This is a genomic window from Clostridium sp. AM34-9AC (genome assembly GCF_003480225.1).
Classification (GTDB): Bacteria; Bacillota; Clostridia; order Lachnospirales; family Lachnospiraceae; genus Acetatifactor; species Acetatifactor acetigignens.
This window is the reverse complement of record NZ_QUIU01000012.1, coordinates 1-21,488: the sequence shown is the minus strand read 5'-3', so window position 1 is coordinate 21,488 and position 21,488 is coordinate 1. Positions and strand designations below refer to the sequence as shown.

Annotated in this window: 18 protein-coding genes and 8 tRNA genes; all 26 read right to left on the bottom strand. The window is 47.6% G+C overall.

Annotated elements, in window-relative coordinates; genetic code table 11:
• Positions 1 to 32: 32 nt before the first annotated feature.
• The 26 genes from DW835_RS08745 to DW835_RS18200 all read right to left on the bottom strand — a co-directional run bounded on the left by DW835_RS08745 (position 33) and on the right by DW835_RS18200 (position 21,027).
• Positions 33 to 1,649 carry a response regulator gene (locus DW835_RS08745; RefSeq protein WP_117465920.1) on the bottom strand — a complete coding sequence of 539 codons (1,617 nt, stop codon included), beginning with the start codon at positions 1,647 to 1,649 and terminating at the stop codon, positions 33 to 35.
• On the bottom strand, positions 1,642 to 3,138 hold the full coding sequence (locus DW835_RS08740; RefSeq protein WP_243028893.1) for a histidine kinase: 1,497 nt from the start codon (positions 3,136 to 3,138) through the stop codon (positions 1,642 to 1,644). Before DW835_RS08740 ends, DW835_RS08745 begins: the two co-directional genes overlap by 8 nt.
• Before the next feature lie 7 nt (positions 3,139 to 3,145).
• Positions 3,146 to 4,192 carry a substrate-binding domain-containing protein gene (locus DW835_RS08735; RefSeq protein WP_172594709.1) on the bottom strand — a complete coding sequence of 349 codons (1,047 nt, stop codon included), beginning with the start codon at positions 4,190 to 4,192 and terminating at the stop codon, positions 3,146 to 3,148.
• A gap of 255 nt (positions 4,193 to 4,447) precedes the next feature.
• Positions 4,448 to 5,944 (bottom strand): 4-alpha-glucanotransferase, encoded by a 1,497-nt coding sequence (gene malQ, locus DW835_RS08730; RefSeq protein ID WP_118730989.1) that lies wholly within the window; start codon positions 5,942 to 5,944, stop codon positions 4,448 to 4,450.
• Positions 5,945 to 6,057: 113 nt separating this feature from the next.
• A tRNA-Val gene (locus DW835_RS08725) sits at positions 6,058 to 6,131 on the bottom strand.
• Between the two features lie 12 nt (positions 6,132 to 6,143).
• Positions 6,144 to 6,225 (bottom strand) — tRNA-Leu (locus DW835_RS08720).
• A gap of 132 nt (positions 6,226 to 6,357) precedes the next feature.
• Entirely contained in the window at positions 6,358 to 7,737 is a 1,380-nt protein-coding gene (locus DW835_RS08715; RefSeq protein WP_118730988.1) for an MATE family efflux transporter, read from the bottom strand.
• A gap of 149 nt (positions 7,738 to 7,886) precedes the next feature.
• A tRNA-Lys gene (locus DW835_RS08710) sits at positions 7,887 to 7,959 on the bottom strand.
• 9 nt (positions 7,960 to 7,968) lie between these two features.
• A tRNA-Gln gene (locus tag DW835_RS08705) sits at positions 7,969 to 8,040 on the bottom strand.
• 48 nt (positions 8,041 to 8,088) lie between these two features.
• Positions 8,089 to 8,162, bottom strand: a tRNA-His gene (locus DW835_RS08700).
• 41 nt (positions 8,163 to 8,203) lie between these two features.
• Positions 8,204 to 8,277 (bottom strand) — tRNA-Arg (locus DW835_RS08695).
• A gap of 119 nt (positions 8,278 to 8,396) precedes the next feature.
• Positions 8,397 to 8,471: transfer RNA gene (locus DW835_RS08690), tRNA-Pro, on the bottom strand.
• An 84-nt stretch (positions 8,472 to 8,555) separates the two neighbouring features.
• Entirely contained in the window at positions 8,556 to 9,038 is a 483-nt protein-coding gene (locus DW835_RS08685; RefSeq protein ID WP_118730987.1) for a metallophosphoesterase, read from the bottom strand.
• Complete coding sequence (locus DW835_RS08680) at positions 9,016 to 9,627, bottom strand: XTP/dITP diphosphatase (protein ID WP_118503557.1); 612 nt, start codon at positions 9,625 to 9,627, stop codon at positions 9,016 to 9,018. The genes DW835_RS08685 and DW835_RS08680 overlap by 23 nt, the downstream gene beginning before the upstream one ends.
• A gap of 37 nt (positions 9,628 to 9,664) precedes the next feature.
• Entirely contained in the window at positions 9,665 to 10,735 is a 1,071-nt protein-coding gene (locus DW835_RS08675; protein ID WP_022312034.1) for an N-acetylmuramoyl-L-alanine amidase, read from the bottom strand.
• Between the two features lie 5 nt (positions 10,736 to 10,740).
• Positions 10,741 to 11,892, bottom strand: a complete 1,152-nt coding sequence (locus DW835_RS08670; RefSeq protein WP_118730986.1) for a class I SAM-dependent RNA methyltransferase — start codon at positions 11,890 to 11,892, stop codon at positions 10,741 to 10,743.
• 116 nt (positions 11,893 to 12,008) lie between these two features.
• On the bottom strand, positions 12,009 to 12,167 hold the full coding sequence (locus tag DW835_RS17975; RefSeq protein ID WP_181968675.1) for a hypothetical protein: 159 nt from the start codon (positions 12,165 to 12,167) through the stop codon (positions 12,009 to 12,011).
• A 414-nt stretch (positions 12,168 to 12,581) separates the two neighbouring features.
• Positions 12,582 to 13,079: a DUF1700 domain-containing protein gene (locus tag DW835_RS08665; protein WP_117465926.1), complete on the bottom strand. Its 498-nt coding sequence runs from the start codon at positions 13,077 to 13,079 to the stop codon at positions 12,582 to 12,584.
• Positions 13,080 to 13,312: 233 nt separating this feature from the next.
• Positions 13,313 to 13,386 (bottom strand) — tRNA-Arg (locus DW835_RS08660).
• Positions 13,387 to 13,468: 82 nt separating this feature from the next.
• Complete coding sequence (locus DW835_RS08655; protein WP_117465927.1) at positions 13,469 to 13,759, bottom strand: hypothetical protein; 291 nt, start codon at positions 13,757 to 13,759, stop codon at positions 13,469 to 13,471.
• A 122-nt stretch (positions 13,760 to 13,881) separates the two neighbouring features.
• The gene (gene pyrF, locus DW835_RS08650) at positions 13,882 to 14,808 is read right to left on the bottom strand and encodes an orotidine-5'-phosphate decarboxylase (protein WP_022312039.1); all 927 of its coding nucleotides are present in this window, start codon (positions 14,806 to 14,808) and stop codon (positions 13,882 to 13,884) included.
• 90 nt (positions 14,809 to 14,898) lie between these two features.
• Entirely contained in the window at positions 14,899 to 17,292 is a 2,394-nt protein-coding gene (locus DW835_RS08645) for a ribonucleoside triphosphate reductase (protein WP_022312040.1), read from the bottom strand.
• 285 nt (positions 17,293 to 17,577) lie between these two features.
• Positions 17,578 to 18,909 carry an MATE family efflux transporter gene (locus DW835_RS08640; protein WP_117465928.1) on the bottom strand — a complete coding sequence of 444 codons (1,332 nt, stop codon included), beginning with the start codon at positions 18,907 to 18,909 and terminating at the stop codon, positions 17,578 to 17,580.
• A gap of 151 nt (positions 18,910 to 19,060) precedes the next feature.
• Positions 19,061 to 19,684 (bottom strand): DUF4317 family protein, encoded by a 624-nt coding sequence (locus DW835_RS08635; RefSeq protein WP_118668691.1) that lies wholly within the window; start codon positions 19,682 to 19,684, stop codon positions 19,061 to 19,063.
• A 101-nt stretch (positions 19,685 to 19,785) separates the two neighbouring features.
• Positions 19,786 to 20,403: a histidine phosphatase family protein gene (locus tag DW835_RS08630; protein WP_117465930.1), complete on the bottom strand. Its 618-nt coding sequence runs from the start codon at positions 20,401 to 20,403 to the stop codon at positions 19,786 to 19,788.
• Positions 20,404 to 20,601: 198 nt separating this feature from the next.
• On the bottom strand, positions 20,602 to 21,027 hold the full coding sequence (locus tag DW835_RS18200) for a glycoside hydrolase family 30 protein (protein ID WP_227063562.1): 426 nt from the start codon (positions 21,025 to 21,027) through the stop codon (positions 20,602 to 20,604).
• Positions 21,028 to 21,488 lie beyond the last annotated feature (461 nt).

Here is a 21,488-nt window from a genome sequence, read left to right as displayed (position 1 = left end):
GAAGCCACGCAACACATATCCGTCTCTTTTTCTTATACACTGCCTTGTTCCTGTCCCTTTCCCCGGTTTTCCTTATACTCTGTCGGCGTCACACCCACATTTTTCTTAAAACTGCGGCTGAAATAGTTGGGATCCGAATATCCGGTTTTGACACAGATCTCCTTCATGGAGCACTCCGTCGTCTGCAGCAGTTCCTTTGCCTTGTCCATCCTTAAATTGGTCAGGTACTCGATAAAGTTTTCCCCGGTAGTTTCTTTGAATAGTTTACTGAAATAATACGGGCTGATATTTACCTCTCTGGATACATCATCCAGGGAAATATCTTTGTGATAGTTATTCTTAATATAATTCTTTGCTGTTTCGATAATACTGCCCGTCTTTTCTTCCCTTTTATTCAGAACGTTCCGGCAGGCTTCCTTCACTTTTTCCAGGAACCATGTTTTCATGGCCGCTGGTTCCGCCATTTGCATCACCTGCGGCAGATACTCCGCACGGGAATTGAGCTGATAGATCATACCGCCTTTTTCATAGGCAATGTGCTCTGACCACAGGACAAATTCCAGCACCTTAAGCCTCATATTCATCAGATCGGAACCGCTCTCCACCATCCAGTCAAAAAATGCCGATGCCGATGCGGAAGCATTGTCAATGTCACCGTCCTCGACTTCCGCAAAAAGTTTTTTCTCCAGCTTCACCGGATAATTTCCACCGTATTCGCATTTGATCGGCAGGTCATCCACATGTGCCACACTGCCGGTGGTCGCCACCAGTGCATTCAGCGCCTCCGTATAAGATTCCGAAGCCATCAGAAAATCTTTCGGTTCTCCGATGCCGATGCGGAAGCTGATATCCGTTCTCTTGCGCAGATATCTGGTGAGTTCTCTGGCTTTTTCAATGAGTTCGATACGCTCATTATAGTCCATCACATCTTTCTCATAAGGCACCAGCACTGCCAGTTTGTTTGCCATGACGGTACCCACAATACAGTCAAAATTTTCTTTCAGACAGTCCCTGACCTCCTGATAATGCTTCTGCATTCTGACACTGCTTCCCACCGCATTTGTCATGTGGTTTCCCTGCTGTTCATCTCCGCATATCACAGCAATCATGTAGGCATATTGCAGCGTGATTCCTAAAATTGACCGGTAATTCTCAATATCCTCGCGGAAATGCTCCTGTAATAAGATATTGTGGATCAGACCGCTTTCAATAATCGGTACGACTGTCTCCAGTTTTTCCTTGATCAACAACTCATTTTTGCGTTTCAGGCGCTCTGCATCGATTCGCTCCATTGCCTTCTGCAATGCTGCAATGATCCGGGTCTTCTCCATCGGCTTGGTAATGTACTCCATGACTCCAAGTTTGATAGCTTCTTTCGCATAATCAAATTTGTCATAAGCTGACATTACGATAAACACTGTATGATTATTGCTTCTCCGGATCTCTTTCATAGCATCGATGCCGTTGATTCCCGGCATCTGGATATCCATGACCGCAACGTCCGGGCGGAAGCTCTCTGCCAGTTCAATCACACTTCTGCCGGTCTTGGCATACTGCACCTCACAGGTATCCTTGAATTCTTTTTCGATGATGAATTTCAGGGAATCGATCACGATTCCTTCGTCATCCGCCAGCATGATCTTATACATCCGTCTTTTCCCTCTCTTTTATCGGAAGATACAGGATTACTTCCGTTCCTTGATTTTTCCCGTCACTTAAAATCGTCATTACATCTTCGTTTTGCGTGAAAAGTTTTAATCTTGCGATAATGTTCCCCATTGCAATACCATTGGAACCGCCGCCTGACTGCTCTTCGTGATAATTGCCGCCAAGTACTTTTTCTATCGTATCCCGGTCCATTCCGATGCCGTTATCCCGGATACTGATCCCCAGCGTATCTCCATCCACATGGTATACCTTCAGCCGGATCTTTCCCTCTCCGTTCATCTCTCTGATGCCGTGATTTACGGAATTTTCCACGATCGGCTGTAAGATCATGCTTGGCATGCAGCTGTCCAGCAGATCCTCCTCAATTTCTTTCCCATAATGGATATCCCCAGAAAAGCGGACATTCAGAATATAAATGTAATGATCCACCAGTTCCAGCTCTTCTCTGACCGTCACGATATCATTACTCTTTTTTACATTATAGCGGAAAAATTCCGCCACATTCTGTACATATTCATAGGTCCGGTCGGCGCCTTCCATCATGGCCAGCTGTGCTCCCGCATTTAACGTATTGAATAAGAAGTGGGGATTGATCTGCGCCTGCAGATACTTTAGCTGTGCATCCTTTAAGTGTGCTTCCATCAAAAGCTCTTTTTCCATTAAGGAACGCCGGATTTCCATGCTCTCGCGCAGGCTTTCCAGATACTGTCTGATACTGATCAGCATCTGGTTAAATGCTCCCGTTACCACGCCGATCTCATCCTCCGACTGTACTTGTAACAGTTCGGTATCAAAGTTTCCGCCTGCTACTTCGTCAGCGGTTACCGCCAGATCCTTTAACGGACTGATGATCTCCCCGGTAAGCTTTACTACTATAGATACGCTGACCACAATGACGATGGATAATGCAATCACACTGACCATTTCGAAATTACGGAAAGCAGCCGACAGACGGCTGTAGTTCTCGGAGTTGCTGCGGAACTGTTCGTTGTTCAGACTGTAAATATAGGTATTGATATATTCATACATCTGTGTCGCATTCTCGTACCGGACGCGGTATTTCTCTACATTTCTCCCACGCTTTGCCTCAATCGTCTGACTTACGAGGTCCAGGTATTCTTCCGACATATGCCGGATACTGCGTTCCATTCTCTGAAAGGTGGCTCCCGTCACCTCATCGCTCATATCCTGCACCAGTTGGGAATATGTCTGTTCATTCCGGTAAAATTCCTCCAGGGAATCACTGGTCTTGGAATTCAGATAATCCGTCATACTGTCCTGCACCGCCATCAATGCATCAGATACTTCGTTCAGCCGCAGATTCCCCTGATAGACCTTATCGATCTCCGAAGACATGCTGTTGATTCCCAGAAGCAATATCACCGTCACTGCAAATACTACCAGATTCGCCAATACAAAAATGCTGCTCATCTTCGCCTGAAGAGACAGCTGTCGAAATTTTTTCCTCATGCGTACCTCACTCTGTCGCTTCCTGCGCTTGTAAATATTCACCCACGTTATTCTGATCAATAATTGTGACATCCGCCGTAAAATACTGGCTGGTATAGCCAAAACGATAGTACTCCTGCAAAGCATCCACGCAGAAAGCTCCCATCTGCTCCGTGTCTATCGAGATCGTTGCATTGACTACATTTCGCTCGATTGCTTTGAGTATCGTATCAGTATCATAATACCCTAAAATTGCGACCTCGCCCACGCAGTTGTAATCCACTACCGCCTGGTAGACACAGGTAGTACTCAGTTCGTTCAGGCAGATAATGATATCCGGCAGTTTTTCATTCATAAAAATATCCCGGATAGATTCCTCCACGGAAAAAGTATTCGTATCGTCCACTGTAATTAAGGAAAGTTCTATCTCCGGTCCCCGGATTTTCTCCTGTTCCAGTGCGTCCTGAATCCCGGAGCAGACAATATTTTGTGCCGAGTTCAGTGCATGGGCATTCACCAGTACCGCTACCGTCATGGGCGCGGTACTCTCACTGACAGAAGCCAGCTTCAATACCTGTCGTCCGTATTCCCTGCCCAGATTATAGCTTCCTACACCGACAAAGCTGCAGCGTGCACTGTGCGTATTGTCACCATACAGCGTCACCACAGGGATGCCCCGTTCTACTGCTTCGTCGATCATCTGTGACATCTCGTCGCTTTCATCCGATTCTACAAAAATACCGTCTACACCGGAGGACATGGCGATCCGCATAAGCTCTGCCCTCGTATACTCCTGAGACAGATGCTCGCCCAGCAGATCCACATATACATTCTCTTCCTGTCCGCGTTCAAAAGCTCCGCGGTATACGGACTGCCAGAAATCCGATTTGCGGTCTTCTGTGATCATCACATAATACCGGTCATATTTTTCTCTGTCTGTTACTTTATGAAATCCCCGCACATAGGAACGAAAGATTACTGTGCATATCGAAATGACTATGATAGCAAAAGCCATAAACCCAATGACGATCCATTGTCCCTTATTACGGCCTGCTCTGTCAGTAGTACGGCTCATGTTTCCCCTCTCTCTCGCAGAAATCCGATTGCAGACTCCGCCCAATATAGATAACCATACCATAATAACGTGGCTTTTTCCATAAGACCACAAAAAAATCCTCTTGTTTTGACAAAAATGCACTAAAAAATGCTACCTGCCATAGTTATCCCCATTTTCATGCATGCAAATATTTATGATTTGTCCACAAAAAATACGGAAAGGAAACTATCCCTTCCGTATTCTTACAATGTGCCTTACGCTACACGGCACACTTTACAGTCTTCCGTATAATTTTGCCATCTTATAAATCTTTTTCGCAAGCTTCGGATCCAAAGCATCCTTATCCATACGCCATTTCCAGTTGCATCCCAGAGTGGAGGGAGTGTTGATCCTGGCGCTGCTGTCCAGCTCCAGATAATCCTGCATGGGAATGATTGCGGTATCCGCACAGCTGGACAATGCTGCCCGGATGATCTCAAAGCAAAGCTTCCTGTCCTTCTTATGTCCCAGATATTTCTTTGCAAATTTCTTGTCCTTCTCCGGCATATTCTGTAAGAACCCCACCGTAGTATCGTTATCGTGGGTTCCGGTATAGACCACACAGTTCTTGTCATAATTGTGCGGCAGATATTCACTGTCACTCCCGGCATCAAAAGCAAACTGAAGAATCTTCATTCCGGGATACCCGGTCTTCTTCACCAGACGGATCACGCTGGGAGTCAGAAATCCCAGATCTTCCGCGATCACTTTCTTCCTGCCCAGTTTCTTCTTCATGACATCGAACAGTTCGTAACCGGGACCCTTTTCCCAATGGCCGTTCTCCGCCGTCGGATCTCCGTAAGGAACGAACCAGTATTCATCAAATCCCCGAAAATGATCGATACGAAGCACATCGTACAGCTGATAGCAATAAGCGATCCGCTGCATCCACCACTCGTAACCGGTCTTCTTATGATACTTCCAGTCGTAGAGCGGATTGCCCCATAACTGTCCGGTCTCGGAGAAACAATCGGGTGGACATCCCGCCACTCCGATGGGCCGGCCTTCCTTATCCAGCTGGAACAGCTTCGGGTTTGCCCAGGTATCGGCACTGTCAAATGCCACATAGATGGGAATATCCCCTACGATCTCAATGCCTTTCTTATTGGCATAGGCTTTCAGTTCTTTCCACTGTTTTGCAAACAGGTACTGTTGGAAGCAATAAAATGCGATTTCTTCCGCCAGCTTCTTACGGTATTTGCGAAGTGCCGCTGCTTTTCTGAGACGGATGTCCTCGTCCCATTCCATAAAGCAGACACCGCCAAAAGCATTTTTCACCGCCATATACAGAGCGTAGTCATCCAGCCAGTACGCATTTTCCGTAAGGAATTTCTGATAGTCTCCGGTCTCTGTAAGGCCCTGTTCCCTGGCATTGTCAAACGCAATTTTCAGAACTTTAAAACGGGACAGATAAATCTTCTCATAGTCCACATAATGCTCATTGTCTCCGAAATCATAGCTGTCACAGATCTCTTTTGTCAGATAGCCATCTTCGATCAGAAGCTCCAGGTCAATATAGTAGGGGTTCCCCGCAAAGGTGGAAAAGGACTGGTACGGAGAATCGCCGTAGCCGGTAGGACCTAACGGCAGGATCTGCCAGAGATGGTTGCCTGATTTTTCCAGGAAGTCCACAAAACGGTAACTTTCCTTACCGAAGGTTCCGATACCATATGCCGAGGGAATACTGGATATCGGCAGCAGAATTCCCTGTTTTCTTACATTTTTCTTCATAGCTTTTGTATTCCTTTATATTTCTGTGCTTTCGTACATTACTTATCCGATGCTCTCTGATTAAAAAAATAACTATTCAGTCCTTGTCATGAGCTCTGAATAGTTATTTCGAGTGGAAGCAAGGGGGCTCGAACCCCTGACCTTTCGCGTGTGAGGCGAACGCTCATCCCGGCTGAGCTATGCTTCCATAATTACGCAATGCGGATAACAGGACTTGAACCTGCACGTCTGTTGACAATAGAACCTAAATCTATCGCGTCTGCCACTTCCGCCATATCCGCTTACTAACTGCCATATCTGACGATTAGCTTAAAACCTTGACAAACGGGAATGCTCTCTGCCAAAGGACCTTGAATAATTATACTCTTCCTTCCTTTTGCTTGTCAAGCATCCCCGCCGCATCTGTTTCTATTTTATTCTGTAATCTCTCTTGTCGTTACCGGTTCTCCAATGTGGCATATGATCTTTTTATAGATCCTTACGAGGAAATAGGTACTTAAGAGCAGGCTGGCCAGTTCCGCGATGGGAAAGGCCCACCAGATCAATGTCACTTCACCGCTTAAGGACAAAAGCTTTGCCACCGGAAGCAGCACGCACATCTGTCTGGCCACGGACACGATCATACTGTAGACGCCGTTACCCAGTGCCTGGAATACGCTTCCCACCACGATACAGAAGCCAGCAAACACAAAGCTTAGGGAAATGGTCTCCAGCGCCGGAATACCGATGGCGATCAGGCTTTCCTCCGCATCAAACATACGCATGAGCTGTGCCGGAAAGATGTGCATTACAATGAGTCCCACACACATGATACCCACACCGTAAGCCACACTGTGTTTAATGGTCTTAATAACGCGGTCCTTATGTCCTGCGCCATAATTGTAAGCAATGATAGGCACCATGCCGTTATTCAGTCCAAAAACAGGCATAAACACAAAGCTCTGCAGCTTAAAGTAAATGCCGAACACCGTCTGGGCGGAACCGAAAGATGCCAGGATCAGATTCATTCCGTAGGTCATCAGGGAACCGATAGCCTGTACCACGATGGAAGGGGCTCCTACCTTATAGATCTGTCCGATCAGATGTCCGTTGGGTCGGAATCCTTTCATGGAAATATCCAGTTCCTTATTGAATTTCAGGTTAAACCATAATGCCATGAATGCGGCAACGATCTGTCCGATCACGGTAGCCACTGCTGCACCGGCGATCCCCATGCGGGGCATGCCAAAATACCCGAAAATCAGGATCGGATCCAGAATAATGTTGATGATTGCACCGGTTGACTGTGTGATCATTGTATACATGGTCTTACCGGTAGCCTGTAACAGCCTCTCAAAAGTCGTCTGCAGAAAAATACCCATTCCCGCCACACAACAGATAGTCAGATAGGTCACACCGTATTCCCGCACCTCCAGTACTTCCGTCTGGCTGGCAAAAAACGGTCTGCTGATCAGTGCACCGACCACCGCAAATCCAATATAGCTGGCAATTGCAATAAAAATACCGTTTCTGGCAATGATATTGGCTTTCTCAAAATCCTTTTCTCCCAGGGTTCTGGACAAGAAGGCATTGATACCTACCGCTGTTCCCACCGCCACAGCGATCATCAGACTCTGGATGGGGAATGCCAGAGATACAGCACGCAGGGCATATTCGTTGATCCTGGACACGAAAATACTGTCCACAATATTGTACAGTGCCTGTACCAGCATGGAGATCATCATGGGCAGTGACATGGAGATCAGTAATTTGTCTATGGGCATGACGCCCATCTTGTTTTCTTTAGTCTGCATAGTATTTCCTTTCTTCTATAAAATGGAATAAAAAAAGCCCCGAAAGGGGTTTTCAAAATGTGAGGATGCTGTATAAAAGAACCTAGTGAGGCATGAGAGATCTCGACCAGGGGGTTCGAATCCCCAAATCAGGATATCACAACACCTAGTGAGGCATGGGGGATTCGAACCCCCGACAACTTGATTAAAAGTCAAGTGCTCTACCGACTGAGCTAATACCCCATAATAAAACAGGGCTAGCTGGATTCGAACCAGCGAATGCAGCAGTCAAAGTGCTGTGCCTTACCGCTTGGCGATAGCCCTATAAATATGACACCAAGCGTGCCATTACGACACTTCACTCATAACAAAGGTGGATAAAGGGATTCGAACCCTTGGCCTCCAGAGCCACAATCTGGCGCGCTAACCAACTGCGCTATACCCACCATGCGAGACAGTGATGACCAAAAGTCTTCCTTATCTCAAATGTGCTCGAAGGGATTCGAACCCCCGACCCACGGCTTAGAAGGCCGTTGCTCTATCCAGCTGAGCTACGAACACATATCTGTCTGTTAGCTACATCAGCAAACCGACGAAGCATATTGTAACTTATCCGACATCATTTGTCAACAGTTTTGTACTAATTTTTTGAAAAATAAATACAAAATCCAAGTTACACGTCGGGGTGACAGGATTCGAACCTGCGACCCCCTGGTCCCAAACCAGGTGCTCTAGCCAAGCTGAGCCACACCCCGAAGCTGCGTTATCGCGGATTTCCGCAACGCAAATGTTATTATAACCCAGAGATTTTCTATCTGTCAAGAGAGAAGTTTGAAGCATCACTGGCGAAGATAAGCAATCGTAAAATGCACCTTTCCCTCTCTGTCAATCTCCATGATCGCATAGGAAGGCTGGCGTCCCTCCTGTCTCGGATAGGACAGACTTCCCGGGTTCACGGCAATGATGTCATCATCAATATCGATCACCGGCCGATGGGTATGTCCGTACAGCACGATATCAATGCCCCGGTCAATGGCCTCTTTTTTGATGGTCTCATTTCCCATGGATACATAATAATTGTGTCCGTGGGTCACCCATACTTTGTAGGATCCGATATCCAGTGTGATCTCTCTGGGGAGATCCGAGAAAAAGTCATTGTTGCCCAGAACGATATAAACCGGGCATTCTGCCGCAGAAGAAAGTGCATACTCACTGCCCTCCGCATCTCCGCAGTGGATCACCATGTCCGGGTGGTGCATCTCCAGTACTTTGAAGTAATTCTCATTCTTTTTATGGGTATCACTTACGATCAGTATCTTCATATTTCTTCAGTTCCTCTTTCATCAGCTCCAATGCCTTACCTCTGTGACTGACCTGGTTCTTCTCTTCTTCTGTCAACTCCGCCGTAGTCTTGCCGAATTCCGGTACGTAAAAAATAGGATCGTAACCGAATCCGTTGGTCCCCTTCTCTTCATATCCGATCCGCCCTTCGATGGTAGCTCTTGTGGTAAGTTCTCTGCCGTCCGGGAGCACTGCTGCAATGGCACAGACGAATCTGGCAGTACGCTTTTCCTCCGGCACTCCTTCCAGTCTCTGGATCAGATTTGCATTTTTTATGGAATACGGCGTATCCTCTCCCAGATATCTGGCAGAATAGATTCCAGGTTCCTTATTCAGGGCATCGATCTCCAGTCCGGAGTCATCCGCCATCACGATATCTTTCGTAAAAGCAGCCACCGCACGGGCCTTGATCAGTGCATTCTCTTCGTAGGTCTTACCGTTTTCTTCAATATCTGCTTTAATGCCCGCATCTTTCATGGATACGACTTCCAGACCGGTATCCTCCATGATCATGCGGATTTCTTTGATTTTTCCGGCATTGCCGGTCGCGAATACGATTCTTCCCTGCATATTAACTCCTTGCCGCATTTGTGTTCTTATATAGTCATCATTGCGTATTAGTATAAACCTCGGAAATAGCTTCTGCAATACCTTCCGCCAGCTTTTTTTGATAGCTTTCCTGTTCCAGCAGCTGTCTCTCGCTGCTGTTGGTCACATATCCGAGAGAAATTCTGGCTGCCGGGATCTTAAGCTGCCACAGAATGTCATCTTCCTCCGCCGGGAACAATCCAATGGCCCGGTTGCTGGAAGCCACCGTCACTTGTCTGGTCACGCAGTCGGCCCATTGTACATTTCCGAAATCCGGCAGATAATACTCATCATTGTATTCTGCCCGGATGCCGTAGGTACTCTCCTGTGCATCATCTGCTGACAGTCCGATCTCCAGATACAGATCTGCATCCACCCAGTCAGCGAAGCTACGCCTTACTTCCTGTGCGACCTCTGTATCTTCTGTACGGGTAAGATATATTTTTACCATGCTTCCTTCCAACAGCTGTGCCGTCTGTCTTGCCACCTCCAGAGCGATGTTCTTCTCCTCACATCCGGAATCGGCAACGCCTCTGTCCCTTCCGCCTCCCACGGGATCCAGCACTACGATCCGGTCGTAAGATTCTCTGGGATTGACAAAATCGATCTTCAGAGTTCCCTCTTCCAGAGTACTGTGATACTCCAGGATCTCCTTCATGGACAATCTGAGCAATACGCCCTCGTTCTGTGCTTCACAGATGCCGTTTCCCACCAGGCTGAAATCTCCGGTAAGCTGATGTTCCCGGTAAAAAGATTTTCTGCCGTTCTGCACATAGATCCAGAGTTCCCTTTCCATGTAATGATTTTCCACCACTACATTTTCCGCTTTCGTACCGGTTTCCAATGGTATACAGATCTCCCGTTCTGCCTTCCTGTCTTCCGCCATGGCCAGCTGCATTTCATGGGACCGTTCCGCCTGATTCTCTGTGACCAGACCGCCCTGTTCCTGACTTAACGCAGAGATCACCACCGTCTTATGCGCTGCCGTCCAGAGCATGATGCCCATAGACATACTTCCCAGCAGGAGCCAGAGGATCAATGTAATGCGTCTATTCTGTTGTTGATCCCTGATCTGCAGTAAATTTTTCATTTCTTCTAAACGTCTCTTCTCTTCGGAGGCTTCGGTCCCAGAAACTGATAATAATAAGTCTTCATCATTCCGTTGTAGATCTTGCGGTTCTTGTCCGCCTTCCTGCCGATATCCTTCTCTGCCTGCTCATAGGCAGTGATCAGATACATACTCCAGGAATCCAGTTCCCGGAATCGTTCTCCGATGGTACGGTACAACTGCGGCATCTGACTCTTATCCTGCAAACGCTCTCCATAGGGAGGATTGGTGATAATAAAGCCGTATTTCTTCGGGTGATGAAGATCTTCCACACCACGACGCTGGAAATGGATCAGCTTGTCCACACCCGCCATCCGTGCATTTTCTCTGGCGATCTTCACCATATCCTCGTCAATATCATAGCCCTGAATATCTGTCTCCACCGACAGATCGATCATCTCTTCCGCTTCGTCCATGGCATCATACCACACCTTTTTCCCTATGATATGGGGCCATTCTTCCGCCGTAAAACTGCGGTTCCTGCCGGGTGCCATATTGGCTGCCATCATGGCTGCCTCAATAGGGAAGGTGCCGCTTCCGCAGAAGGGATCCACCAGGATCCTGCCCGCATTCCAGGGAGTCAGTTCGATCAGTGCAGCAGCCAGATTCTCCGCAATGGGGGCTTTTGCCGTCAGCTTACGATATCCTCTCTTATGTAAGGACTCTCCGGTGCTGTCCAGTCCCACGGTCACTTCATCCTTCATCAGGAATACCCGGACAGGGAAATTTTCTCCATCTTCAGGGAACCAGCTGATCTCATACTGGGCCTTCAGCCGCTCCACCATTGCTTTTTTCATAATGGACTGAATATCCGAGGGGCTGAACAATTTGGACTTTACACTAGCTGCCTTGGCCACCCAGAATTTGCCGTCCTTCGGAATGTATTCTTCCCAGGGAAGATTTTTCGTGCCCTGAAACAGTTCTTCAAAAGTCTCCGCATGAAAACTTCTGATTTTGATAAGGATTCTTTCTGCCGTCCGCAGAAAAATATTTGCTCTGCACAAAGCCTCCTCATCTCCGAAAAAGGTGACACGACCATCCGCCACTTCTGTAATATCATATCCCAGATCTGTGATCTCTCTTTTTAATACTGATTCCATACCGAAATGGCAGGGAGCAATCAATTCAAAACGTCTCATTCGTTCCTCCGGATCTTAGTCATCAATTATTGCACATATAAAGTTATTATATATGGATTCTGAAAATATGTAAATAGGGCTGCCTTGCGGCAGCCCCTGAAAAATTATGCACCCGATTAGCAGCTCTTGTTCTGCTCCCTGTTGTTGCTCTTATTCTTATTCTGATTCTGGCTGTTCTGCTTATTCTGGGAGTTCTTACTGTTCTCGCTCTCGTCATAAGAGTTGTTATACTTGTTCTGATTGTTCTGATTGTTCTGTTCATAATTGTTAGACATATTTGTGACCTCCTGATAGGAAATATCTTTTTAGTTACAGGAGTAGTATGTCTATTTCGCACAAAAATATGCCCAAAAAATATGGTACTTTAGGCCTAAATTTCTTCTTGCATTTTTATATCATTAGTACTATAATCATAATTGTAAATAGAAACCCCTTCATGATTCTATTTGCACCCTTATGTATTATTTATTTATACTCCCCTCATGAGAGCCACCAACTTCCCCCTGGTGGCTCTTTACGTTGGAACTATTCAGAGTCAATAAATATAATCGGAGCAACCGTCAGATGCTCGCATCTGTAAGGTACTCCGATTATATTTATTTGACGAAGTAACCTCAATGAGCAAAAAGTAAGCCTCGCAGAGGCATTTTGCGAATTGAGGGACTATGAATAGCTGATTTATATAGTTGCTAGTTAAGCCAGTCCCGAAATAATTTCACCAGGAACAATACTACCACAATCGGAATCAGTACCGGTGCCAGAAAAGACAATACGGAAAATACCGCACCGAAGATCAATACTACCACCAGAATCCCAAGGATCAGCCACACCCAGCCCGGAAGCTTCGCCAGAACATTTCCCACCTTACTCTGGTGTGTTCCGTAGCCATCCTCTTCCTCTGTATAACTACGATGGACATTCTGTCCGGCAGCCTCCCGATACTCTCCGTTGCCGTAGACCGTGTTCCGGTATCCGGAACGGTTGTCTCCACCGTTGGTCTGAATGATTGTGCGGGCGATCAGTCTGGGATCTCCCAGGCTCTCTAAGACTTCCTCTTCTGTCCTGCCCTTGCGGATCTCTGTATTTATATAATCCTGGTAATAATTTACATTATCCATGACCAGACCGGGAGAAACACGCCCATTCAGCGCCATCCGCAGTCGGTCCACAAATTCCTGTTTGTTCATACTTTCACGACTTCCTCCATTTACATCATCATTTTAGCATGACATAAGTACCACGTAAATATACGGATCGGGAAGTATTTCTAAAACTTTTCTAAAATGCAAAACTATGAGAAACACGCTTTGCGAGTTTCTCAAGTTATCGCGGCAGTCGCCAAGGTCTCGTGCAAGCACGGACTTTGGCTCGTTGCTCGCGTAAATAAAAACCCCGGAGACATCATCTCCGGGGCCTTAGATGTACGTGACAGGATTCGAACCCACGACCTTCTGGTCCGTAGCCAGACGCTCTATCCAGCTGAGCTACACGTACATTTCATTTACAGGTTTTCGCCTGCAACAGTATGTATTGTAACTGCTGCGGGCGAAAATGTCAATAGAATTTTTCAATTTTTTCAAACAATTTTATCTTCTGCCTGCTTTTCCGTAGCCTGTACGACTTTTACGTCGTATTTTTCCAGGATGGCCTGCTTGAATTCTTCGTAATTGTCTTCATCATCATAGCAGGCATATTCGATCTCCAGCGGTTCCTCCGTCTTCATCAGGAGCATTCCCAAAAGTGACTTTGCATCCATTGCCATCTTCTGAATACGGATGTCGATTGCATCGTCGAATTCGTTGCAGGTATCTACAAAATGTCTGATATCATCCTCCGAGTGGAAGGTAATATATAACTTTTCTTTCATCCTCTGTTCTCCCATCTGTCCGCTTGTGGACACCCCATACATTTATCACTATTCAGAGCCAAAAGTAAAGTCTCAAAGAGACGATTTTGCGAATGAGACTCTGAATAGTAGCTGTCTTCTGCCTAGCGTGCTGCCAGCGCCTGTGCGATATCTTCACGCATATCCAGTACTGCCGCACGGGAAGCATCTGCATAATTCTGCTCGCCAAACTGTGCGTATTTCTCCTGCTGGTATGCGGCAATGATGCCACGGGAAGAGTTGATAATGGCACCCAGTCCGTCTTCATTGAAAAAATGTACCAGATCTGCGCCCTTACCGCCCTGTGCACCGTAACCGGGCACCAGAATAAATGCCTTGGGCATTACCTTACGCAGTACCTTTCCCTGCTCAGGATAGGTTGCTCCTACGACAGCTCCTACATAGCTGTAGGAATCACCCATACAGTCAGCTCCCCAGGCTGCTACCTTTTCTCCTACCAGCTCATACAGAGGTCTGCCGTTCACCAGCTGATCCTGGAACTCGCCGCTGCTAGGATTGGAAGTCTTCACCAGTACGAAAATACCTTTTTTCTCTTCCTTACAGATCTTCACAAAAGGATTTACACCGTCGGATCCCAGATAAGGGTTCACGGTTACAAAATCTTCATCAAAACCGTAATAGCTCTTGCTGCCTACCTGTACTTTGCCCAGATGTCCTACCGCGTATGCTTCGGAAGTGGATCCGATATCGCCGCGCTTGATATCGCCGATGACGATCAGGCCTTTTTCCTTACAATAATCCACAGTCTTCTTAAATGCCACCATGCCGGGAATACCGAACTGCTCATACATTGCCACCTGAGGCTTCACAGCGGGTACTAAATCATAAATAGCATCCACAATCCCCTTATTGTACTGCCAGATGGCCTCTGCAGCACCTTCCAGTGTCTCACCGTATTCAGTGAATGCTGCTTTCTTAATATATTCCGGCACGAATTTCATCATAGGATCCAGTCCTACCACGATCGGTGCGTTGGTTTCTTTGATTCGAGTGATCAGTTTGTTGATCATATTTCCTCCGTTCTGCAATAGATCTGCCTTTGAATTTATATTATTACACAGCAAAGGCACCGCCTTCGGGCGATGCCTCCTGACCTGTTTCTATTCTACCCCAACTAATGTCAGTTGGTCAACGTACTTCTTGATATTTGAAGCATTTACATACTTTTTATGGCTGTCACCGTTTACCACCACCAGAGTCGGTGCCTGCATTACACCGTAACGTCTTGCCAGCTCCATATTCTCCTCCGCATCGATGGTCACGTAGGGTACATTTTTCAGATATTCCTTCACCAGCTTACAGTTAGGACAGGTCTTGGTGGTGAACAGATACTTGATGTTCTGCGGCTGCTCCACTTTTACATCCACCTCTTCTGCAAAATTGGACAAGGTCACCACGCTTCTGGTGGGACGCTTCAGGGAAGAATGTGCAATATCATACTCTGTTCTGTTGGCGTATTCCTGTAGCTTACCATCATTCCAGTTCTGTACCGGACGATAGTAACCGGTGATACGGCTGTAGACCTCGGTCTTCGCCCCACAGTGAGGACATACCTTCACTTCGCCCGCCAGATAACCATGCTCCTTACAGATGGAATAAGTCGGAGACAGGGTGTAATAGGGCAGCTTGTAATTGGAAGCTATGGTGCGTACCAGAGAAGCCGCTGCCTTCCAGTCGGGAAGCTTTTCTCCCAGGAATGCATGGAACACTGTGCCGGAAGTATACAGGGTCTGCAATTCATCCTGAATATCCAGTGCATCGAAAATATCCACGGTATAGTCCACCGGCAGATGGGAGGAATTCGTATAATAAGGGGTATCTCCGGGCTTTCCGGCCGTCTTGATGCCGGGCCAGCGCTTTCTGTCGTGCTTTGCCAGACGGTACGTGGTACTCTCCGCAGGGGTCGCCTCCAGATTGTAGAGGTCTCCGTACTGCTCCTGATAATCCGACAGACGCTCTCTCATATGGTTCAGTACTTCCTTGGTGAACTCCTGGGTCCTGGGATCGCTCATATCCGCTCTCAGCCAGTTGGCATTTAAGCCCACTTCATTCATACCGATCAGACCAATGGTGGAAAAATGATTCTCAAAGGTTCCCAGATACCGCTTGGTATAGGGATACAGTCCCTCGTTCAGCAGCTTCGTAATGACACCGCGCTTGATCTTCAGGGATCTGGCTGCAATGTCCATCATGTGGTTCAGTCTTGCGTAAAACTCGTCCTTATTGGCAGACAGATAGGCGATTCTGGGCATATTGATGGTGACAACGCCCACGCTTCCGGTGCTCTCGCCGGAACCGAAGAATCCTCCGGTCTTCTTGCGCAGTTCCCGCAGATCCAGACGCAGTCGGCAGCACATACTGCGGACATCACTGGGCTGCATGTCAGAATTGATATAATTGGAAAAATACGGTGTACCGTATTTTGCGGTCATCTCGAATAACAGTCTGTTGTTCTCGGTGTCGGACCAGTCAAAATCCTTTGTGATGGAATAAGTCGGGATCGGATACTGGAAACCACGGCCGTTGGAATCGCCCTCGATCATGGTCTCGATAAACGCCTTGTTGACCATGTCCATTTCCTTTTTACAATCCTTATATTTGAAATCCATCTCCACACCGCCTACCAGCGCCGGCAGCTCTGCCAGATCATCGGGCACCGTCCAGTCCAGCGTGATATTGGAAAAAGGCGCCTGTGTGCCCCAGCGGCTGGGGGTGTTGACACCGTAAATAAATGCTTCGATGCATTTTTTCACTTCGGGATAGCTTAAATTATCTACCTTTACAAATGGGGCAAGATAGGTATCAAAGGAAGAAAATGCCTGTGCTCCCGCCCATTCGTTCTGCATGATCCCCAGGAAATTTACCATCTGGTTGCATAGCACGGATAAGTGTCTCGCCGGAGCGGAAGTAATCTTGCCGGTGATGCCGCCCAGTCCTTCCTTGATCAGCTGCTTTAAGGACCATCCGGCACAGTAGCCGGTCAGCATGGACAGATCATGGATATGGATATCCGCATTCCGATGTGCCTCTGCAATCTCTTCATCATAGATTTCAGACAGCCAGTAGTTCGCCGTCACCGCACCCGAGTTGCTTAAGATCAGACCACCTACGGAATAGGTCACCGTGGAGTTCTCTTTCACACGCCAGTCTTCCACCTTGACATAACTGTTGACCACATCCTTGTAGTCCAGAATGGTAGACTTCATGGCACGCATTTTCTCCCGCTGCTTGCGGTACAGAATATACGCTTTCGCCACCTCTTCATAGCCGGCCTGTCCCAGTACACGCTCCACACTGTCCTGAATGTCTTCCACGTGGATCTCGTCATTCTCCACCTTTTTCTGGAAATCCGCAGTTACCCGTAACGCAAGAAGATCAATAATGTCATTATTGTAGCTCATCTGCGTCGCAGTAAAAGCCTTCATAATGGCATCATTGATCTTCGTCAGTGTAAAGTCCGCTTTGGAACCATCTCGTTTGATTACCTGAAACATCTTATGTACCCCCTTACCTTCGTGTCCCCATGGGCTTTCGCCCGTAAAACCTATCACGGTCTATTCTACAATACTTTGTAGGGGAAGTCAATTAAAGGATACAAGATATTGTGTATACATCAGTTCACCCGTCGATTTGTGCGGAGACGGCTTTACGCTTGCGTAAGGAGCCGGCTCTGTGCAAATCGACGAGGGGAGCGCCATCTCATGAGCAAAAGGCAGCTGCGTAGCAGCGGAAAGCCTCGAAGAGGCGATTTTGCGAATGGCGCGGGGTGAACGACCGCTTTACGCTCTCTTCCACACCCTGTGGTACAACACATACGCCACCACCGCAGTCACGCTCTCCGTGCAGACAAATGCCCACCACACACCGGTGACGCCGATCAGGCTGCTCAGCCCAAATGCCGCAGGGATGATCACCGCCACATACCGCATCACGGAGATCACCAGGGAAGCCATGCCCTGTCCCAGCGCTTCCAATGCGCCGGAGCTGGTCACCGACACAGCGGACAGAATAAAGCCCAGACTGATGATGTGCAGTGCTGTAATACCGATGGTAACAGTCTCCGGATTCTCGGTGAACAGTCCGATCAGTCCTCCGGGGATCAGCCAGCACAATGCCGTGCCGATAGCCATGATCCCGGCAGTCAGTTCCAGCGTCAACCGGTAGATCTGCTCCACACGATTCCGCTCTCCGGCACCGTAATTGTAACCAATCAGCGGCCGGATGCCCTGAATGATGCCATTGGAGGGCAGATAGATAAAGGTCTGCAGCTTGTAATAAACGCCCAGTACCAGCACATACGCACCCGAATAAGCCGCCAGAATACCGTTCAGTGCGGAAATCAGCAGAGACGGCAGTGCCATATTCAACGTAGCCGGAATGCCGATGCCGTAGGTCTTGCCACAGATCTCTCCTTCCGGTCGCAGATAAGTTCTGCGCAATTTTACCGGCAACGGATCCAACACGTAATAGATGATATATACTAATAACGTGATCACCTGACCGATTCCGGTAGCCAAAGCCGCTCCGGCGATCTCCATCCGGGGAAACGGTCCGATACCGAAGATCAACAACGGATCCAACACAATATTCGTCACAAATCCGGCAATCATACTGACCATGGTGGCACGCATCCGGCCCACCGCCTGAAAGATTTTCTCTAACGTGATACCTCCGGTGACAATGGTGGAAAACAGGAATACCACATTGGAATATTCCATGCCCAGTGCCCGCACGGTATCGCTCTTCGTAAACATCCCTAAGAACCAGTTCATGCCGCAGAGGAATAAGATCATAAGCAGTACGCCGTGCAATACTCCCAACACCATGCCCTGGGTTGCCGTCTTATCCGCTTTTTCCTGATTCTGTGCTCCCAGATAGAAGGAGATCATGGCATTCACACCCACACCGAAGCCCACTGCCACCGCCGTCAACAAGTTCTGTGCCGGATAGACTAAAGACAATGCCGTCATGGCATCTTCACTGAGCTTCGCCACGAAATAACTGTCTACAATGTTATAGAGGGAATTAAATGCCATGGACAGCATCATGGGAAGTGCCATGGACATCACAAGGGGAAATATTTTCTTTTCTTTCATATAAGTCTGGTTCATTTTCTGCTCCTTATACAACAAACGCCACACAACATTCCTGCTGTGTGGCGAAAATAAGATCGATATCTTGAAAAATCCACTCCCTTACGGGTTTTATGACCGGTTATTCATTTTGTTCCAGAGCGTATTATAGGGAAGAAATGCCTTTCTGTCAAGCCTGTACGCCCAGTATTTTTGCAAATAACTGTGCCCCTTCCTCCGCCTGATAGATATTGATACCGTCAATGTCTGTGCTGTGGTTGGCAAAGGCAGGGTACAAAAATCCCGCCTCCGGTTTTCCGGCCTCGTAGTCTCCGGTCACCGGACTGATCGTGCCGATGAGAAACTGATAGACTTCCTCGGACTCCCACTGGTTCTCTTTGTCTTTTCCCTTGGTGGGTACATCGTAGCTGCCGAAGAAAAGATAAACGGCATAAGGATATCCCGGCTGGTATCTCTCCCCAATATATTCATAGAGGGAGTACAATAATGCATCATTTTTCAGTTCGCACTGCCGTAATGCCTCCAATAACTGCATAATGCTGCCCGGTTTCCGGGCTCCCTGATCCAGCCGGTAGTTTTTCAGATTCACATTGGTATTGGAATAGGGCACCGTCTTGGCAATATTCAGATTTTTCTCTTTTTCGCTTCCGGACAACTTCAGAAAATGAGTATTAAAAGTACCGTCAATAACCCCTTCTTCGTCCATATAGGCTCCTGCAATTCTGGAAAAACAGTTGCGGGACACGGTCATTCTTCTGGTCAGTTCCAGCATATCTTCTCTGTCTATGTGCATTCTTAACTTCTCACCTTTCCATCATGATAACCATTCAGAGCCATGCGAAACCGCATTCTGCGAATATATCCGATGTAGGATTTTTTCATATTGGACTTTCTTCACAGCAGTCTGCTCTTCGTATTAGCGCTTTGGCTATCCGTATATTCCAGCAAGGACAGCTTTCCATCTGTACAGTCGAGAATCGCAGTTGCGCAGTTGCCCATATGCACACGCCAGAAATCATCCACAGGAATATTCAGAACGGGATTCAGAATACTGCGGTTCACCCCGCCGTGGGCCACCACCAGCACAGTCTCATATGTACCTTCTAATGGCAGCAATACCTGATCTACGAATTCACCGCTTCTTTTATACAGCTGTGCAAAACTCTCTGCTCCCACGGGGGGAATGTAGCTGCCCGGATTAGTAAAAGGCTGGCTGGCAGCATCCTTGATGCTCCGGATGTCCACGCCTTCCCAGGGACCGAAATTCAGTTCTCTGAGTCTTTCGTCTGTGGTGAGGGTGATCTTCCGATCGCCTATGATAGTTTCTGCCGTGCGCTTCGCCCGGATCAGTGGTGAACAAAATGCAATTTCAAACGGAACCTCTTTTAACCGCTCCGCCGCCTCTCGTGCCTGTTCCAGTCCCTGGGCATTGAGTGCAATATCCGTCTGCCCCTGCAAAAGACCAGCCTGATTCCAGTCCGTCTCCCCGTGCCGTACCAAATAGATCTTCATATGTCTGTATCCTCATTCTTCTGTCGTAACTTACTTTTTCTGTCCGGTTTTATCGCTACACCGTTATCCACAGTGGTCTGTTTCAAAATACTACGATTTCCACCGTTCTGTCAACCTGCTCCCGGACGTATACGCAAAAACAGTGGGTTCCGCTCCCGGTTCCCGCAGTCTTTTTCATAATTGCCTATATCGATTTTCTTATTTTTCGATCTCCGCCGTCATAATGGACTTTGCCTTTGATGTCAGTTCCGCACAGTACTCTCCCAGCCGCAGATACACCGGAATCTCTTCCTCCGTCCGGTTTAAAAGCACCACCGTGATCCGCCCGTCCTTTTCAAACGCCGTCACCTCGATCTTATCTGTGTATCTGGTAACACCGATCCGCTGTGCTCCCGCCTTTAGGAAATGTGTAAAATGCCACAGGTGCCCGCGGCTGCGGTATTCCTCAATGTAACGGCAGATATACTCTGCCCAGCGCTTCCGGTATTCCGGCTTTAATTTGCCGCCGTTGTTCCGCTCTCCATTGGTCTTCATGTAGACCGGCGGACTCCAGGGGGGGACAGGAGGATATCCAGCTTCCCGCCGTAAGCTTTCTCCGCCACATCCAGCAGTGGCAGAATGTATTTTTCCACTCTTTCAAAAGAAAAGTGTTCAAAATTCTCATCCGCCTCTTCCCCGTCTGCTTCGTAATGCGCCAGGGAAAAATCGCAGCTGTCTATAGGAATCCGGACACGATAGGTCTCTGTTCTGGCATCTGTCGTTGCAGCGCCTGTTCCTGTTGCTTCATTTGTTCTGCTCTGTCCACATCAGGTCAGCCTGGATACTGCCATGGTTACCGCAAGTACGGTAGATAATAATTTACGCTTCATACACTCGTCCTCCCAATAGGTAAATATTGTTTTTTGTATTTATCATTATCACTGACGGCCGTCTGTTTTATTTGATAATTGAATTCTACCATTAGTTTCCATCAGGCAACAGATAGCAAATTTTCAAAAAGGTGGATTTTTTTGAATGGAAAAAGGTGGATAATATTACACTGTAAATGGAAAGTTAGCGAAATATCCCCGTAGCCCTTGGCAGGG

Bases quoted from the DNA above. Each gene is read 5' to 3' on its own strand.
- DW835_RS08745 (WP_117465920.1), bottom strand. From the start codon at position 1,649: ATGTATAAGATCATGCTGGCGGATGACGAAGGAATCGTGATCGATTCC.
- DW835_RS08740 (WP_243028893.1), bottom strand. From the start codon at position 3,138: ATGAGGAAAAAATTTCGACAGCTGTCTCTTCAGGCGAAGATGAGCAGC.
- DW835_RS08735 (WP_172594709.1), bottom strand. From the start codon at position 4,192: ATGAGCCGTACTACTGACAGAGCAGGCCGTAATAAGGGACAATGGATC.
- malQ (WP_118730989.1), bottom strand. From the start codon at position 5,944: ATGAAGAAAAATGTAAGAAAACAGGGAATTCTGCTGCCGATATCCAGT.
- DW835_RS08715 (WP_118730988.1), bottom strand. From the start codon at position 7,737: ATGCAGACTAAAGAAAACAAGATGGGCGTCATGCCCATAGACAAATTA.
- DW835_RS08685 (WP_118730987.1), bottom strand. From the start codon at position 9,038: ATGAAGATACTGATCGTAAGTGATACCCATAAAAAGAATGAGAATTAC.
- DW835_RS08680 (WP_118503557.1), bottom strand. From the start codon at position 9,627: ATGCAGGGAAGAATCGTATTCGCGACCGGCAATGCCGGAAAAATCAAA.
- DW835_RS08675 (WP_022312034.1), bottom strand. From the start codon at position 10,735: ATGAAAAATTTACTGCAGATCAGGGATCAACAACAGAATAGACGCATT.
- DW835_RS08670 (WP_118730986.1), bottom strand. From the start codon at position 11,892: ATGAGACGTTTTGAATTGATTGCTCCCTGCCATTTCGGTATGGAATCA.
- DW835_RS17975 (WP_181968675.1), bottom strand. From the start codon at position 12,167: ATGTCTAACAATTATGAACAGAACAATCAGAACAATCAGAACAAGTAT.
- DW835_RS08665 (WP_117465926.1), bottom strand. From the start codon at position 13,079: ATGAACAAACAGGAATTTGTGGACCGACTGCGGATGGCGCTGAATGGG.
- DW835_RS08655 (WP_117465927.1), bottom strand. From the start codon at position 13,759: ATGAAAGAAAAGTTATATATTACCTTCCACTCGGAGGATGATATCAGA.
- pyrF (WP_022312039.1), bottom strand. From the start codon at position 14,808: ATGATCAACAAACTGATCACTCGAATCAAAGAAACCAACGCACCGATC.
- DW835_RS08645 (WP_022312040.1), bottom strand. From the start codon at position 17,292: ATGTTTCAGGTAATCAAACGAGATGGTTCCAAAGCGGACTTTACACTG.
- DW835_RS08640 (WP_117465928.1), bottom strand. From the start codon at position 18,909: ATGAACCAGACTTATATGAAAGAAAAGAAAATATTTCCCCTTGTGATG.
- DW835_RS08635 (WP_118668691.1), bottom strand. From the start codon at position 19,684: ATGCACATAGACAGAGAAGATATGCTGGAACTGACCAGAAGAATGACC.
- DW835_RS08630 (WP_117465930.1), bottom strand. From the start codon at position 20,403: ATGAAGATCTATTTGGTACGGCACGGGGAGACGGACTGGAATCAGGCT.